Source organism: Citrobacter sp. Cpo109 (assembly GCF_030332565.1).
Taxonomy (GTDB): domain Bacteria; phylum Pseudomonadota; class Gammaproteobacteria; order Enterobacterales; family Enterobacteriaceae; genus Citrobacter; species Citrobacter portucalensis.
In genome coordinates, this window is the sequence record NZ_JAOWHQ010000056.1 from 109,099 (window position 1) to 125,977 (window position 16,879).

The window sequence follows — 16,879 nt, forward strand, 5'->3', positions numbered from 1 at the left end:
GGATAGCGATGCAGGCCCGGTAAGCGCAAGCGCTACCGGGCATCAGAGTTCAATTATCGGCGGGAACGCACTATTTGGTAGCGACGGGTAAAGTACTCAAACGGCGCACTCCAGACGTGGACCAGGCGAGTGAACGGGAACAGCAGGAAGATAGTCATCCCAAGAACCAGATGCACACGGAAAATCAACGCCACACCATCCAGATGCGCAGATGCGCCGCCCTGGAAAGTCACCACCGACTGCGCCCAACCGACCAGTTTCAGCATTTCACTGCCGTCTGGATGTTGCGCAGAGAACGGGATGGTGGTTAAGCCGAGGATACACTGAATCAACAGAACGCAGAGGATCAGAATATCGGCGGTGGAAGATGTCGCACGAATACGCGGGTTGGTCAGACGGCGCACCAGCAAACCTGCGCCACCAACCAGCGTCAGTACGCCACAAAGTCCACCGGCAATCATCGCCATCTGTTGTTTCACCGCAATCGGCAGGAACCAGGCATACATCCAGTGCGGCGTTAGCATGCCGAACAGGTGACCGAAAAAGATCCCCAGAATGCCGATGTGGAACAGGTTTGACCACAGCACCATGCCGCGTTTGTCCAGCATCTGGCTGGAAGAGGCGCGCCAGGTATATTGCCCGTAGTCATAGCGTAGCCAGCTGCCGAGGATAAACACCGTACCGCACAGGTACGGGTAGATATCGTAAAAAAAGACGTTCAGGTACTGTATCATTTCGGGCCTCCCGCGCTGACGTCGACATACTGCGGCGCCACGTCCTGGCTAAAGCGTCGTTGATAGTTTTGTAACGGTGAACTGTCGCAGGCGGTGGCGTTATCCTCGATAAACTTCACCTGTTCCTCTTCCCACACCGCATCCAGCGCCTGACGGGTATCATCGCGGGTTTCAGCACCAACCTGCTTAGTGACACTGTCACTCGAAAGAGGGCTTCCGGCAAGCAGCAGCAGGGCGTCAAACAGTTGATACCACGGCGTATCGCGCTGTTTTAAGCGCCCGCCCAGCAGAGCCAGAATCGGTGCAACGTTCTGCAGCCCTTCTTTGGCCTGGTCCTCCGGCAACACGCTCAAATACTCCAGATACAACGGCAGATGATCAGGCAGTTCGCGGCAGTCGAGCTGTAGCCCGACCTTTTCATACTGAGCCAGCAGATCAACCATCGCCTGACCCCGGTCACGGGACTCGGCGTGCACGTGCTCAAACAGCAGCAGAGAGGTGGCCCGGCCCCGGTCAAAGATTTCGCACCATTCCGCTTGTTTATCCAGCAGTGGCGCATTGAGCAATCCCTGGCTAAATTCGGTAAGCATGGGGGCATCGCTGGCCACAAGCGCCAGCGCGTCGTCTTTACACTCCCACAGCAGCTCGTCGGGATATTCCATCAGCAGGCCGATAACCTTCAGGATTTGCATTATTCACCCTCCGCTTTATCGCGCACTTCGGTGATGTCGATCGCATCAATACGGCTACTGTTAAACAGGTTGAATTTGGTATCTGAGCCATGGCAGCCGTCACCGAAGGTAAATCCGCAGCCGTTTTTCTCCGGGAAGGCATCGCGCGCCATTTCACGGTGGCTGGTCGGGATCACAAAGCGGTCCTCATAGTTGGCGATGGCCAGATAGCGATACATCTCCTCAACCTGCTCAACGGTCAAACCCACTTCCTCAATCGCGCGGGTGTCCGTCACACCTTCCACTGTTTGCGCACGCATATAGTGACGCATGGCCATCATACGTTTCAGCGCGCGCAGCACCGGACCGGTATCACCCGCACTGAGCATGTTAGCGAGGTACTGAACCGGAATTCGCAGCGACTCAACCGCCGGCAAAACGTTACCATTGTGCGGCAGTCCGCCCGCGTCGGCGACCGACTGAATCGGTGACAATGGCGGTACATACCAGACCATCGGCAGGGTGCGATATTCCGGGTGCAGCGGCAGCGCCAGTTTCCAGTCCATCGCCATTTTGTAGACTGGCGAACGTTGGGCCGCTTCGATGACGTTATGCGGAATACCTTGTTTTAACGCCTCTTCAATGACCGCCGGATCGTGCGGGTTGAGGAATACATCGCACTGACGCTCATAGAGATCGGTCTCATGCTCGGTGCTGGCCGCTTCTTCGATGCGGTCGGCGTCGTAGAGCAATACGCCGAGATAACGGATACGCCCAACGCAGGTTTCCGAACATACCGTCGGCTGGCCGGACTCAATACGCGGGTAGCAGAAAATGCACTTCTCAGACTTACCGCTCTTCCAGTTAAAGTAGATTTTTTTGTACGGACAGCCGCTGATGCACAAGCGCCAGCCGCGACATTTGTCCTGGTCGATCAGCACAATGCCGTCTTCTTCACGCTTATAGATAGCACCGCTTGGGCAGGTGGCGACACAGCTTGGGTTCAGGCAGTGCTCGCACAGGCGCGGTAAATACATCATGAAGGTGTTTTCGAACTGGCCGTACATCTCCTTTTGCATCTTCTCGAAGTTACGGTCGCGGGCACGTTTTGAAAATTCGCCGCCAAGCAGTTCTTCCCAGTTTGGACCCCAGATAATCTTGTCCATCCGCTTTCCATCAATCAGCGAACGCGGACGCGCGGTGGGCTGATTCTTGCTTTCCGGCGCGCTATGCAGATGCTGATAATCGTAGGTAAACGGCTCATAGTAATCATCGATTTGCGGGATCACCGGGTTGGCGAAAATTTTGGTGATGACGCCCATCTTACCGCCCAGACGCGGTCTTATCTTGCCGTTAACATCGCGAACCCAGCCGCCTTGCCACTCTTCCTGATCTTCCCAGTTTTTTGGATACCCAATCCCCGGTTTAGTCTCGACGTTGTTAAACCACGCATATTCCATCCCTTCACGTCCGGTCCAGACGTTTTTACAGGTGACGGAGCAGGTGTGGCAGCCGATGCACTTATCCAGATTAAGAACCATGCCTACCTGTGAGCGTATTTTCATTTTTTCGCCTCCTGTACCTGATCGCGACCTTCATCATCCAGCCAGTTAATATTTTTCATTTTTCTAATCATGATGAACTCATCGCGGTTAGAGCCGACCGTACCGTAATAGTTGAAGCTGTATGCCAGCTGCGCATAGCCACCTATCATGTGCGTGGGTTTCGGGCAGACGCGGGTCACCGAGTTATGGATCCCGCCGCGCATCCCGGTCACCTCTGAGCCAGGGATATTCATGATTCGCTCCTGAGCGTGATACATCATGGTCATTCCCGGTGGCACGCGTTGACTCACCACTGCACGCGCGGTGAGCGCACCGTTGGCGTTGAAGGCTTCAATCCAGTCGTTATCCTCAATACCCAGCTCTTTGGCATCGGTTTCACTGATCCAGACAATCGGCCCGCCGCGCGACAGCGTCAGCATCAGCAGGTTTTCGCTATAGGTGGAGTGGATCCCCCATTTCTGGTGCGGCGTCAGGAAGTTGAGCGCTTTTTCCGGGAAGCCGTTAGGCGGAACCTCGCGCATTTCACTGACGCTGCGGGTATCGATAGGTGGACGATACGCCACCAGACTTTCACCAAACGCACGCATCCACGCATGATCCTGATACAGCTGCTGGCGACCGGACAGGGTACGCCATGGGATCAGCTCGTGGACGTTGGTATAGCCTGCGTTATAGGAAACATGTTCACTTTCCAACCCGGACCAGGTGGGGCTGGAGATGATTTTGCGCGGCTGCGCCTGGATATCGCGAAAACGGATCTTCTCGTCTTCTTTGTTCAACGCCAGATGCGTATGGTCGCGTCCGGTCATCGCCCCCAGCGCTTCCCAGGCTTTCACCGCCACCTGACCGTTTGTTTCCGGTGCCAGGGCAAGGATCACCTCAGAGGCATCCAGCGCGGTGTCAATCAGCGGGCGTCCTTTTGCCGGGCCTTCGCGCTTGGTGTAGTTCAGCTTGCCGAGAAAATCGACTTCCGCCTGGGTATTCCACGCAATGCCTTTCCCGCCATTACCGAGTTTGTCCATGAGCGGGCCAAGTGAAGTAAAGCGTTCGTAGGTGGCGGGGTAGTCACGCTCCACAACGGCGATATTCGGTGCCGTTTTGCCTGGGAGGAGATCGCATTCGCCTTTGCGCCAGTCCTGAATGTCAAACGGCTGCGCCAGCTCTGCCGGAGAGTCGTGTTGCAGCGGTTGCAACACGACATCCGTTTCTTGTCCAAGGTGTCCGACGCAAACCTCAGAAAATACTTTGGCGATGCCTTTATAAATTTCCCAGTCGCTCTTCGATTCCCATGCCGGGTCGACCGCCGCAGACAACGGGTGAATAAACGGATGCATATCCGAGGTATTCATATCGTCTTTTTCATACCAGGTAGCGGTTGGCAGAACGATATCGGAGAACAAACAGGTGCTGGACATACGGAAATCGAGCGTGACCAGCAGATCGAGCTTGCCCTCTATCGCCGCCGACTGCCATTCAACCTCTTCAGGTTTAATACCCTCGCTTGAACCGAGCGCTTCCCCCTGGATCCCGCTTTCGGTACCCAGCAAATATTTGAGCATGTATTCATGCCCTTTACCGGAGGAGCCGAGCAGGTTAGAGCGCCAGACGAAGAGGTTGCGCGGATGGTTTTTGCCGTTATCCGGTTGTTCGCAGGCAAAACGAATATCACCCGACTTCAGCGCCTGTGCGGTGTATTGCGCAGGAGATAGTCCTGCATGTTCGGCTTTTGCTTTAACGGTCAGAGGGTTGAGGTTAAGCTGCGGCGCAGACGGCAGCCAGCCCATTCGTTCAGCCCGCACGTTAAAGTCAATCAAATGTCCGCTAAACTTCGACGCATCGGCCAGCGGAGAGAGGAGTTCCTGCGCGGTGAGTTTTTCATAACGCCACTGGCTGGAGTGGTTGTAGAAAAACGAAGTGCTGTTCATCTGACGCGGCGGACGATTCCAGTCCAGCGCAAAGGCCAGCGGCAACCAACCGGTTTGCGGACGCAGTTTCTCCTGACCCACATAGTGCGCCCAGCCGCCGCCGCTTTGTCCCACGCAACCACAGAACACCAGGATGTTAATCATGCCACGGTAGTTCATATCCATGTGATACCAGTGGTTGACGCCAGCCCCGAGAATGATCATCGAACGGCCATGCGTTTTGTGCGCAGTATCGGCAAACTCACGGGCGATCTGTTCGATATGACGGCGTGGCACACCGGTAATTTGCTCGCCCCAGGCCGGGGTGTAGGCTTTCACTTCGCTGTAATCTTGTGCGCTATGAACGTCATCCAGACCACGGTCGAGGCCATAATTCGCCAGTACCAGATCATAGACGCTCACTACCGGGCAATGGCTACCGTCAGCGAGGGTAAGATGTTTTACCGGCAGTTGACGGATCAGCACCGGTTCTTGTTTTACACTGCGAAAATGTGGGTTTTCGTTGCCGCCAAAATAGGGGAATGCGACGCCGGTCACTTCATCATGCAGACCGAGCAGCGAAAGAGAAAGTTCAGTTTCAGCGCCAGCCGCCAGGGGTTCCAGGTTCCATTTGCCTTTCTCCCCCCAGCGAAAACCGATAGATCCGTTCGGGACAACCAGTTCACCTGCGCTGTTAAAGGCTACCGTTTTCCACTCTGGATTGTTGCTTTCGCCCAGACCATCGACAAGGTCTGAAGCACGCATCATGCGTCCAGGCACGTAGCTGCCATCTTCCCGGGCATCCAGTAAAACCAGCATCGGCATGTCGGTATAGCGACGGCAGTAATTGAGGAAATAATCGCTGGGATTGTCGAGGTGGAACTCTTTCAGGATGACGTGGCCCATCGCCATTGCCAGCGCGCTGTCGGTCCCTTGTTTAGGTGCCAGCCACTGGTCGCATAGTTTAGCGACTTCCGAGTAGTCCGGCGTAATGGCAATCGTCTTGGTGCCTTTGTAGCGTACTTCTGTGAAAAAGTGCGCATCCGGGGTACGGGTCTGCGGCACGTTAGAGCCCCAGGCGATGATATAGCTGGAGTTATACCAGTCGGCGGATTCAGGAACGTCGGTCTGCTCGCCCCAGGTCATCGGTGACGCGGGCGGTAAGTCGCAGTACCAGTCATAGAAACTCAGACAGGTTCCGCCGATTAGCGAGAGATAGCGTGTGCCGGCGGCATAGGAAACCATCGACATCGCCGGGATCGGGGAGAAGCCGACCACGCGATCCGGGCCGTAGGTTTTCACCGTCCAGACGTTGGCGGCAGCAATCAGCTGATTAAGCTCTTTCCAGTTGGAACGGATAAACCCACCGCGCCCGCGTACCTGCTTGTAGCTCTGGCATTTTTGCGGGTCGTTCATAATGGATTCCCAGGCTAGCACCGGATCGGGCTGGCGGGAGAGGGCGTCGCGCCACAATTCGATTAAGCGTTTACGCACCAGCGGATATTTCAGGCGGTTCGCGCTATAGAGATACCACGAGTAACTGGCGCCGCGTGGACAGCCACGGGGCTCATGATTTGGCAGGTCAGGACGGGTACGCGGGTAGTCGGTTTGCTGCGTTTCCCAGGTCACCAGCCCGTTTTTAACGTAGATCTTCCAGCTGCATGAGCCGGTACAGTTAACGCCGTGGGTAGAACGCACAATTTTGTCGAACTGCCAGCGCTGACGATAGCTGTCTTCCCAGTCCCGGTTGGTGTGCATTACTTGCCCATGCCCCTCGGCAAACGTATCGCCCTTTTGTTTAAAGTAGCGAAAGCGGTCTAACAGTTTACTCATGACATAACTCCTGCTTCGATAATATTGCCGACGGTGAATCGAACTCCAGGCCTGATCCGGCCTACCTAAATGTCCGATCCTGCGGTATCCATTTTGTTATTTTTTTTGTGATTTACGGCCATAGACCAACCAGGTCACCAGCACGCAGACGATGTAAAACACGAGGAATATTTTCATGGCACCCACAGGAGAGCCGGTCAATGCCAGCGATGAGCCAAACGCTTTAGGAATGAAGAAGCCCCCCACAGCGCCAATGGCGGAGATAAATCCCAGTGCGGCTGCGGTATCGGTTACCGCTTCCCGCTGAGCTTGCTCTTCAGTACCGCCATGCAGCTTCACCCGATAAATTGTGATTTTGCGAAAGATCACCGCAATCATCTGGAAGGTTGAACCGCTACCCAGACCCGCGGTCAGGAACAAGCCCATAAACACCAGGTAAAACGCGATAAAGCTACCTTCGCCCGAGCCGGGCAAAGTGAGAAACAGCAGGGCGCTGAACAGTGCCATAAAGATGAAGTTAATTAAGGTGACACGTACACCACCAAACTTGTCAGAGATAACACCGCCCGCCGATCGTGCAAGCGCGCCGATGAAGGGGCCGAAGAACGCCAGTTGCAGGATATTCACGTCGGGGAACTGGGTTTTCGCCAGCATGGCAAAGCCTGCCGAAAAACCGATAAATGAACCGAAGGTGGCGAGATACAGCAGACTTAATAACCACAGATGAAAACGCTTGAGGACCGGTAACTGGGAGGCAATTGAGGCCTTCGAGCTGGCAATGTCGTTCATTCCCATGCCCGCTGCCACGGTGGCTATCAGCAGTAACGGCACCCAAATCCATGCGGCATTGGCCAGCGACAATAACGAGCCATCAGCTTGTGGTACGCCCTGTACGCCCAAAAAGGTAAATATGGGCAGAAAGATCACCAGTGGCGCGATCAACTGCATCACGCTGACGCCGAGGTTGCCGAGACCACCGTTAACGCCTAATGCGCTACCTTGCTTCGCTTTGGGGAAGAAAAAGCTGATATTGCCCATGCTGGAGGCAAAGTTAGCGCCAGCAAAACCACACATCAGCGCAATGATAATAAATACACCGAACGGAGTAGTGGTATTTTGCACGGCAAATCCGAGCCAGACACAGGGAATAACCAGAATAATCGTACTAAAAATGGTCCAACGACGCCCACCAAATATAGGTACCATAAAGGAGTAGGGAACGCGCAATATTGCACCAGAAAGAGAAGGCAGTGCCGTTAATAAAAACAGTTGGTCGGTGGTGAAATTAAAGCCAATTTTATTCAGATTTACGGCAACGGCGCTGAACAACATCCAGACGCAGAACGCAAGCAGCAGGCAACTTACTGATATCCAGAGATTTCTGCGCGCAATGTGCTTGCCTTTATTTTCCCAAAAGCCGGGGTTCTCTGGTTTCCAGTCCGTTAAAAGATAACGATTATTTTTCTCATTTGATGATGACATATTATTCTCCATGCACATGCCGTTCATGAAAAAGAAATAAACGCATGCAGCGCCGCGCGGCTTCTTTTTAGAAACTATTGAAAAGTTTTAGGAATATTGACTGAAAGAATAGATAAAAAAGTGCAATAACGCGGCGTGATAGGAGAATTACACGTTGCTTAAGTGTTACTAATTGTAAACATAAAAGATGTATTGTTAATTCATCTATTACATCAAATAAATAACTCCTGCGTAATCATACGATCAAGATGACGATCGAATGCAGGATCGGCCATTTCCTCAATACCTAATATGTACATACCATCCAGGCCGCAGACTAATGCGATTAAACGCCATGCGACGTCGGCGGCATCAGGCGTAGATGAGAACTCACCGGCTTTCTGTCCTTGGGTAATAATGTTGGCGGTTTCTTCGTGCCACATTCGCATGGTCAACAGATAGGCGCTTTTAATTTCCGGATCTTTACCCGCAACAACCTGTGCTTCACGCCATAGCTTAATATAGGGTTCCAGACCACCATCTTCACTGCCTAGCATCGCATGCAGTCGCTCACGGAAACTGGCGTCTTCGCTGACCAGTTCGGCATCAAGTAGGGTGCGGATAAGGCGCACAAATGCCTGGGATTTGAGCTCACCGGCAGAGGCGAAATGGTGATGTAGCTGGCCCGTCGCGACGTGAGCTTCAGCAGCAATGCGTCGAACCGTCATGGCGGAAAATCCTTCTTCAAGTGCGACACGCATTGCCGCTTGCAGAATCACTTCCCGACGTTCATCCCGATTTAGATAGCTCATCATTCCTCCTGTATCCGTATAGATCGCAGTCTAACAAAAAGTTGGACATATGTTCAATTTTCCGTAGGATCGCTAAAGCTGGACATGTGTCCAGTTTTGGTTTCGTTAGGGAGTTTTATGTTTCGTCAGTGGTTAACGTTAGTCATTATTGTGCTGGTCTACATCCCTGTTGCGATTGATGCAACGGTGCTGCACGTTGCCGCGCCCACGCTGAGTATGACGCTGGGTGCCAGTGGTAACGAGCTGCTGTGGATCATTGATATTTATTCCCTGGTAATGGCCGGTATGGTATTGCCAATGGGCGCGCTGGGGGATCGCATCGGCTTTAAACGTCTGCTGCTGTTAGGCGGTGGATTATTTGGTCTCGCATCGCTGGCGGCCGCTTTTGCTCATAGCGCAAGCTGGCTGATTGCCACCCGGGCGGTATTGGCGATTGGCGCGGCGATGATTGTTCCGGCAACGCTGGCGGGTATTCGCGCCACGTTCTCTGAGCAACGGCATCGAAATATGGCGCTCGGCGTCTGGGCAGCGGTCGGTTCCGGCGGTGCGGCGTTTGGCCCACTGGTTGGCGGGATGCTGCTGGAGCACTTCTACTGGGGGTCCGTATTCTTAATTAATGTACCAATTGTCCTGGTGGTAATGGCCTTAACCGCACGCTTAGTGCCACGCCAGGCCGGACGTCGCGATCAATCGTTAAATTTTGGTCATGCGATCATGCTGATTGTTGCCATTCTGCTGTTGGTTTACAGCGCTAAAACTGCGCTGAAAGGGCATACGGCGACTGTTGCCATCGCCCTGACGCTGTTAACCGGCGCTTTACTGTTGTGGCAGTTTGTCCGTATCCAGCTTGCGGCAGCCCGCCCGATGATTGATATGCGTCTGTTCACGCATCGCATTATCTTGAGCGGTGTAGTGATGGCGATGACCGCGATGATAACGCTGGTGGGTTTTGAGTTGCTGATGGCTCAGGAGCTACAGTTTGTTCACGGTTTAACACCGTATCAGGTTGGATTGTTCATGCTGCCGGTGATGCTGGCCAGTGGTTTCAGCGGACCGATTGCCGGTATGTTGGTTTCACGCCTGGGATTACGTTGTGTGGCAACGGCGGGCATGGCGCTGAGCGCCGTCAGTTTTTACGGCCTGGCGATGACGGATTTCAGTAACCAACAGGTACAAGCCTGGATTTTGATGGCTTTGCTTGGCTTCAGCGCCGCCAGTGCGCTCCTGGCTTCAACAGCGGCTATCATGGCAGCAGCGCCGGCGGAAAAAGCCGCGGCCGCTGGCGCCATCGAGACAATGGCTTATGAACTGGGGGCAGGACTTGGGATCGCTATCTTTGGCTTACTGCTGAGCCGTAGCTTTTCTGCATCGATTCTGCCGCCAGCCGGACTTAATGCGCAGGAAATGGAACGTGCCTCATCGTCAATGGGGGAGGCGGTACAACTGGCGCACTCGCTCCCGCCGTCACTGAGTGAAGCATTGCTGACGGCTGCCAGAGAAGCGTTCACCTGGTCACATAGCGTGGCATTAAGCAGCGCCGGCAGCATGCTTATCGTATTAGCGATAGGAATGTGGTTCAGTCTGGCAAAGGTACAACGTTAATAACTAGTGAGCTAAATGACAGGGGTAATCCATCTCTTCGACTTCTTTCCCACTCAGTCGAGCGTATTGCCCTGTCAATCTCCAGAACGCAGGCTGTGTTTCCGTATAGATTTCTGCCGCTAATATCAGGCGGCGGCGATCTACCTCATTAAGTTCCAGAAGTGTCCACGGAATAAAGTAGCGATCGCTGTCCGTTAACGTAAACCACAGTGGGCATCCGCAGCCGGAACAGAAGAACCGTTCACCACGATTTGAAGAAGGGAAGTGCGAAGGTTCTGCCGATTCTGGCGACATCAGCGGGTGAGCGCTGGCTTCCAGATACATGGCGATGCCGCCTGACCATTTCTGACACAGCGTACAGTGGCAGGCATAGACATCCAGCATTTCGACGTCAACGGTAAAATGACTCTGTCCGCAAAGACAACGACCAGTGAATGTCTGCACGGCATACTCCTTATGACCGAGTCTACATTAAGAGAAAAAGCCAGCCCTGGAAGGACTGGCTTTGTATTCAGACTACAACAAAATTAGAACTGGTAGTTCAGACCAACAGCCACGATGTTGTCAGTGCTGATCTGCGCAACATTTTTAGTGAAGTTAGTGTCATCCAGCAGGTTGATTTTGTAATCAACGAAGGTAGACATGTTTTTGTTGAAGTAGTAGGTAGCACCCAGGTCTACGTATTCAACCAGATCCTGGTCGCCGTATGCACCCAGATCTTTACCTTTGGATTTCAGGTAAGCGATGGACGGACGCAGGCCGAAGTCGAACTGGTACTGTGCAACAGCTTCAAAGTTCTGAGTTTTGTTAGCAATACCGTCGATTTTACCGAATGTGGTCATATTGCGGGTTTCGGAGTAGGTGGTCGCCAGGTAGATGTTGTTCGCATCATACTTCAGACCAGCAGCCCACACTTCCGCATTCTGACCTGAAGCGTAAAGACCGTTGGTGCCGTTGCGCACCTGACGATCGGTACGGTCAGATTTCGCATAGGTAGCACCAACGCCGAAACCTTCGTATTCATAGGTAGTAGACAGACCGAAGCCATCACCGTTCGCTTCAACTTCATCGGTACGATCGTTTTTGCCCTGGTACTGAGCGGCAAAGTTCAGACCTTCAACCAGACCGAAGAAGTCGGTGTTACGATAGGTTGCAACGCCGGTAGCACGCTGGGTCATGAATACGTCGGTCTGGGTCCAGGTATCACCACCGAACTCAGGCAGGACGTCGGTCCATGCGCCGATGTCGTAAGCTACGCCGTAGTTACGACCGTAGTCGAAAGAACCGTATTCAGCGAATTTCAGGCCAGCGAATGCCAGACGGGTTTTGTCTGCTTCGGAACCCTGGCTTTCGGAACGGTTGCCTTTGAATTCGTATTCCCACTGACCAAAACCAACCAGCTGGTCATTGATCTGAGTTTCGCCTTTGAAGCCCAGACGCGCGTAGGTTTTGTCGCCATCGCTGCTGGTGTCGTCAGAGAAGTAATGCTGAGCGTGAACTTTACCGTAGATATCCAGTTTGTTTGCGTCTTTGTTATATACCTCAGCTGCGTTTACCGCACCTGCCGCCAACAGGCTAGTCACTGCCACTGCAACTAATTTAAGTTTCATTCTAAATAATCCTTATAATTTTTTCTTGGTGTGTTTCCTAAACCATTGCTAAACGAAGGGGTTCGTCAATGGCAAACTATTTTTAAATGACGCAGTGGTATAAGTTCAATAATAAGTTTCATAATATTGCGAAATATTTGAGTTTGTGTGATCCAGATCTACATAATATAGCTGATTGTATTAATCTTTATATGTGACAAATCTGAATGGGTATATTTACGTAGGGGACTATTGTGCCGCCTATGGTTTAAATGACGTTAGTCACGCAGGTGTAATATATACATATCGAGGATTATAGATAAGCATGAAATATTTTCTGGAGTTAATTAATTACCAATTATTAACATTTAATTAAACAAAAATAAACATAAGCCACAAGTGGAATGAACATTTATTATTCATTAATTTGATTACAGTGTAGCCGGGTTTTAGATTTGCGCGATAAAACCCGGATTTTTTTCAGGCGCGGCGTGTTGCCAACCAGCAAAGTAGCGAACCCGCACAAACCATCAATGCACCCTGCCAGAAAGATAGCGACAACGGGGCGCTGAGTAACACAGCAGCCAGGGCGGAGGAGAGCACTGGAGTAAAATAGGAACCTACCGCCATGATGGTCACGTTGCCATGCAAAATGCCAATATTCCACGCCGCATAGGCAAATCCTAACGTTAATGCCGCTGAGAACATTTTAATAGTCACCGAAGTGCTGAAAATCATTTCTGGTTGCGGAGTCATAAAATAGTAAACCCACAAACTTGCGGCCGTCAGTAAAACGAATACCGTAATGCCGTTAAAGCCTTTTGCATATTTATTGGTCACCGTGCAATACGTTGCCCAGATAAATGCGCCCAAAAAGGCGAGGAAATAGCTCAGCGGACTGCTGGCAACGTTGTTTATAATTTCACCAGGATTAAGGCCGTTTTCACCACCCAATACCCAACAAACCCCGGTCAATGCGATAATTAATCCAGGGATCACCAGCCAGGTTGTTTTTTGACCATTAAATAAAATAGCAAACAATATCGTTAAACTCGGCCAGAGATAATTGACCATACCGACTTCAATAGCCTGGTGACGAGTAGCCGCATAACCGAGAGCCAGCGCTAAACATATTTCATAGGTAACAAAAAGCACGCTACCCGCGATTAAATAACGCACAGGAATCTTTCTTATATTCGGAAAGCCGACGGTAAAAATCAGCAACAGGCCACTTAACGAAAAAATCATTGCTGCTCCGCCCGCAGGACCCAGTCCTTCACTTACCCCACGCATGAGTCCGACCATCGTACTCCAGAGCACAATGGCAATGAGCCCAATTAACGTTGCTTTTTGTTTTGTCATTCTGATTGTCTGTCCATGGTACTGGCAAAAATTTAAGCTGAAATTTATAGCACCTTTACACCGTAGCGCGCTAATTAATTGCTTTTCACATACTCCCTTATGGGTACAAAGGTTAAACAAAGTGCACTATTTAGTAGCGGAACCGTTTCGTTATTGATTTGACGCAAAAAAAATATGGATATAGCTGATAGTTTCGTCGCGAAGTTGTACATGTCATCTTTCAATTATGCCGCGCTGGCGCGATTTGAGAGATGTCCTGTACGAATCCCTGCAAAAAAGAGGAAAGCAATGGACGTCAGCCGCAGACAATTTTTTAAAATCTGCGCGGGCGGTATGGCGGGAACAACAGTAGCCGCTTTGGGTTTTGCACCCAAAATGGCACTGGCTCAGGCGCGAAACTATAAACTGTTACGCGCCAAAGAGATCCGAAACACCTGCACATACTGTTCCGTAGGTTGCGGGCTATTAATGTATAGCCTGGGAGATGGAGCAAAAAACGCCAAAGAGTCGATTTACCATATTGAAGGGGATCCGGATCATCCGGTGAGCCGCGGGGCATTATGCCCTAAGGGCGCAGGATTACTGGATTACGTGCACAGTGAAAACCGTCTGCGTTACCCGGAATACCGTGCACCAGGTTCCGACAAATGGCAGCGTATCAGCTGGGATGAAGCATTCACCCGTATCGCGAAGCTGATGAAAACTGACCGTGACGCCAACTTTATTGAGAAGAATGAGCAGGGCGTAACGGTAAACCGCTGGCTTTCAACCGGGATGCTGTGTGCATCTGCGGCAAGTAATGAAACTGGTATGCTGACGCAAAAATTTGTGCGCTCACTCGGCATGCTGGCAGTAGACAACCAGGCGCGCGTCTGACACGGACCAACGGTAGCAAGTCTTGCTCCAACATTTGGTCGCGGTGCGATGACCAACCACTGGGTTGATATTAAAAACGCTAACGTCGTGATGGTGATGGGCGGTAACGCCGCTGAAGCACATCCAGTGGGATTCCGCTGGGTGATGGAAGCCAAAAACAACAATGATGCCACGCTGATTGTTGTTGACCCTCGTTTTACACGTACAGCTTCGGTGGCGGATATCTATGCGCCAATTCGTTCCGGCACGGACATTACGTTCCTGTCCGGCGTCTTGCTGTACCTGATTGAAAACAACAAAATTAACGCTGAATACGTTAAGCATTACACCAATGCCAGCCTGCTGGTGCGGGATGACTATGCTTTTGAAGACGGTCTGTTCAGCGGGTATGACGCGAAAAAACGCCAATACGATAAATCGTCCTGGAACTACCAGTTCGATGAAAACGGCTACGCGAAACGCGATGAAACGTTAAGCCATCCTCGCTGTGTCTGGAACCTGCTGAAACAGCACGTTTCCCGCTACACGCCGGATGTGGTGGAAAACATCTGTGGTACGCCGAAAGAAGACTTCCTGAAAGTCTGCGAAGTACTGGCTTCCACCAGCGCGGCGGATCGCACCACTACTTTCCTGTATGCGCTGGGCTGGACACAGCATACCGTAGGGGCGCAGAACATCCGTACCATGGCGATGATCCAGTTGCTGCTCGGCAACATGGGGATGGCAGGTGGCGGGGTTAACGCCTTACGTGGTCACTCCAACATTCAGGGATTAACCGACTTAGGTCTGCTCTCTACCAGTCTGCCAGGTTACCTGACGCTGCCGTCAGAGAAACAGGCGGATCTGCAAACCTATCTGGCCGCAAACACGCCAAAAGCGACATTGGCCGATCAGGTTAACTACTGGGGCAACTATCCGAAGTTCTTCGTCAGCCTGATGAAATCTTTCTACGGCAATGCAGCGCAGAAAGAAAATGACTGGGGCTTTGAGTGGCTGCCGAAGTGGGATCAGTCCTACGACGTCATTAAATACTTCAACATGATGGATAGCGGGAAAGTCACCGGCTACATCTGTCAGGGCTTTAACCCGGTTGCGTCCTTCCCGGATAAAAACAAAGTGGTGCAGTGCCTGAGCAAACTGAAGTATCTGGTGGTTATCGATCCGCTGGTGACCGAAACCTCAACGTTCTGGCAGAACCACGGTGAATCAAACGACGTCGATCCGGCATCGATTCAGACCGAAGTCTTCCGTTTGCCATCGACCTGCTTTGCAGAAGAGGACGGCTCCATTGCCAACTCCGGCCGCTGGCTACAGTGGCACTGGAAAGGTCAGGACGCACCGGGTGAAGCCCGCAACGACGGCGAAATTCTGGCCGGTATTTACCATCGTCTGCGCGACATGTATCGCACTGAAGGCGGTAAAGCTGTAGAGCCCGTTCTGAAAATGAGCTGGAACTATAAGCAGCCGGACGAACCGCATTCCGAGGAAGTGGCAAAAGAGAACAACGGCTATGCGCTGGAAGATCTCTATGATGCCAACGGCGTGCTGGTTGCGAAAAAAGGTCAGTTGCTCAACAGCTTTGCGTTGCTGCGCGATGATGGTTCTACGTCATCGTCCTGCTGGATTTATACCGGTAGCTGGACCGAGCAGGGCAACCAGATGGCCAACCGCGATAACGCCGACCCGTCAGGTCTCGGTAATACGCTGGGCTGGGCCTGGGCATGGCCGCTGAACCGTCGCGTACTGTATAACCGCGCTTCGGCGGATCCGCAGGGTAAACCGTGGGATCCAAAACGCATGCTTATCCAGTGGAACGGTACGAAGTGGACGGGGAACGATATCCCGGACTTCAACACCGCGGCACCGGGCAGTGGCACCAATCCGTTTATCATGCAGCCGGAAGGGCTGGGGCGTCTGTTTGCTATCGATAAGATGGCGGAAGGTCCGTTCCCGGAACACTACGAGCCGATGGAAACGCCGCTGGGTACTAACCCGCTGCACCCGAATGTGATCTCCAACCCGGCAGCACGTCTGTACGAAGCGGATAAACTCCGTATGGGCACGAAACAGGACTTCCCGTACGTCGGGACGACCTATCGTCTGACCGAACATTTCCATACCTGGACCAAGCACGCATTACTGAATGCGATTGCCCAGCCAGAGCAGTTTGTGGAAATCAGCGAAACGCTGGCGGCAGCGAAAGGGATCAACAACGGCGATCACGTCAAAGTTAGCAGCAAGCGTGGATTTATTCGCGCAGTTGCCGTGGTCACTCGTCGTCTGCGTACCCTGAACGTCAACGGTCAGCAGGTTGAAACGGTTGGGATCCCAATCCACTGGGGCTTTGAAGGAGTCGCGCGTAAAGGCTTTATCGCCAACACCCTGACGCCGAATGTCGGTGATGCAAACTCGCAAACGCCGGAATACAAAGCGTTTTTAGTTAACATCGAGAAGGCGTAAGGGAGGCGAA

Annotated in this window: 11 protein-coding genes; 2 read left to right on the top strand and 9 right to left on the bottom strand. The window is 52.3% G+C overall.

What is annotated here, in order from left to right:
* Positions 1-53: 53 nt before the first annotated feature.
* The 6 genes from narI to OGY71_RS10180 form a co-directional block, all read right to left on the bottom strand.
* Positions 54-734 carry a respiratory nitrate reductase subunit gamma gene (gene narI / locus OGY71_RS10155; RefSeq protein ID WP_003833047.1) on the bottom strand — a complete coding sequence of 227 codons (681 nt, stop codon included), beginning with the start codon at positions 732-734 and terminating at the stop codon, positions 54-56.
* Positions 731-1,426 carry a nitrate reductase molybdenum cofactor assembly chaperone gene (narW, locus tag OGY71_RS10160; protein ID WP_003833045.1) on the bottom strand — a complete coding sequence of 232 codons (696 nt, stop codon included), beginning with the start codon at positions 1,424-1,426 and terminating at the stop codon, positions 731-733. The genes narI and narW overlap by 4 nt, the downstream gene beginning before the upstream one ends.
* A complete protein-coding gene (gene narH, locus OGY71_RS10165; RefSeq protein WP_003833042.1) occupies positions 1,426-2,970 on the bottom strand; it encodes a nitrate reductase subunit beta in 1,545 nt (514 codons plus the stop codon). Before narH ends, narW begins: the two co-directional genes overlap by 1 nt.
* Complete coding sequence (locus tag OGY71_RS10170; RefSeq protein WP_286613257.1) at positions 2,967-6,707, bottom strand: nitrate reductase subunit alpha; 3,741 nt, start codon at positions 6,705-6,707, stop codon at positions 2,967-2,969. Before OGY71_RS10170 ends, narH begins: the two co-directional genes overlap by 4 nt.
* A 96-nt stretch (positions 6,708-6,803) precedes the next feature.
* Positions 6,804-8,189 carry a NarK family nitrate/nitrite MFS transporter gene (locus OGY71_RS10175; protein ID WP_063940753.1) on the bottom strand — a complete coding sequence of 462 codons (1,386 nt, stop codon included), beginning with the start codon at positions 8,187-8,189 and terminating at the stop codon, positions 6,804-6,806.
* A 212-nt stretch (positions 8,190-8,401) separates the two neighbouring features.
* Positions 8,402-8,980: a TetR family transcriptional regulator gene (locus OGY71_RS10180; RefSeq protein ID WP_003833036.1), complete on the bottom strand. Its 579-nt coding sequence runs from the start codon at positions 8,978-8,980 to the stop codon at positions 8,402-8,404.
* A gap of 117 nt (positions 8,981-9,097) precedes the next feature.
* Between OGY71_RS10180 and OGY71_RS10185 the strand changes: the two genes are divergently transcribed.
* Positions 9,098-10,582 (top strand): MFS transporter, encoded by a 1,485-nt coding sequence (locus OGY71_RS10185; RefSeq protein WP_286613258.1) that lies wholly within the window; start codon positions 9,098-9,100, stop codon positions 10,580-10,582.
* 3 nt (positions 10,583-10,585) lie between these two features.
* On the opposite strand, the gene OGY71_RS10190 is transcribed toward OGY71_RS10185, so the two are convergent.
* The 3 genes from OGY71_RS10190 to yddG form a co-directional block, all read right to left on the bottom strand.
* A complete protein-coding gene (locus OGY71_RS10190) occupies positions 10,586-11,026 on the bottom strand; it encodes a GFA family protein (protein WP_003833032.1) in 441 nt (146 codons plus the stop codon).
* An 83-nt stretch (positions 11,027-11,109) separates the two neighbouring features.
* Positions 11,110-12,192: a porin OmpD gene (ompD, locus tag OGY71_RS10195; RefSeq protein ID WP_008784801.1), complete on the bottom strand. Its 1,083-nt coding sequence runs from the start codon at positions 12,190-12,192 to the stop codon at positions 11,110-11,112.
* 459 nt (positions 12,193-12,651) lie between these two features.
* The gene (yddG, locus tag OGY71_RS10200) at positions 12,652-13,533 is read right to left on the bottom strand and encodes an aromatic amino acid efflux DMT transporter YddG (RefSeq protein WP_063941986.1); all 882 of its coding nucleotides are present in this window, start codon (positions 13,531-13,533) and stop codon (positions 12,652-12,654) included.
* A gap of 288 nt (positions 13,534-13,821) precedes the next feature.
* Here yddG and fdnG point away from each other — a divergent pair, with 288 nt between their 5' ends.
* Positions 13,822-16,869: a formate dehydrogenase-N subunit alpha gene (fdnG, locus tag OGY71_RS10205; protein WP_286613260.1), complete on the top strand. Its 3,048-nt coding sequence runs from the start codon at positions 13,822-13,824 to the stop codon at positions 16,867-16,869.
* Positions 16,870-16,879: the final 10 nt, after the last annotated feature.

Coding starts and splice junctions, on each gene's coding strand:
- narI (WP_003833047.1), bottom strand. CDS start 734: ATGATACAGTACCTGAACGTCTTTTTTTACGATATCTACCCGTACCTG.
- narW (WP_003833045.1), bottom strand. CDS start 1,426: ATGCAAATCCTGAAGGTTATCGGCCTGCTGATGGAATATCCCGACGAG.
- narH (WP_003833042.1), bottom strand. CDS start 2,970: ATGAAAATACGCTCACAGGTAGGCATGGTTCTTAATCTGGATAAGTGC.
- OGY71_RS10170 (WP_286613257.1), bottom strand. CDS start 6,707: ATGAGTAAACTGTTAGACCGCTTTCGCTACTTTAAACAAAAGGGCGAT.
- OGY71_RS10175 (WP_063940753.1), bottom strand. CDS start 8,189: ATGTCATCATCAAATGAGAAAAATAATCGTTATCTTTTAACGGACTGG.
- OGY71_RS10180 (WP_003833036.1), bottom strand. CDS start 8,980: ATGAGCTATCTAAATCGGGATGAACGTCGGGAAGTGATTCTGCAAGCG.
- OGY71_RS10185 (WP_286613258.1), top strand. CDS start 9,098: ATGTTTCGTCAGTGGTTAACGTTAGTCATTATTGTGCTGGTCTACATC.
- ompD (WP_008784801.1), bottom strand. CDS start 12,192: ATGAAACTTAAATTAGTTGCAGTGGCAGTGACTAGCCTGTTGGCGGCA.
- yddG (WP_063941986.1), bottom strand. CDS start 13,533: ATGACAAAACAAAAAGCAACGTTAATTGGGCTCATTGCCATTGTGCTC.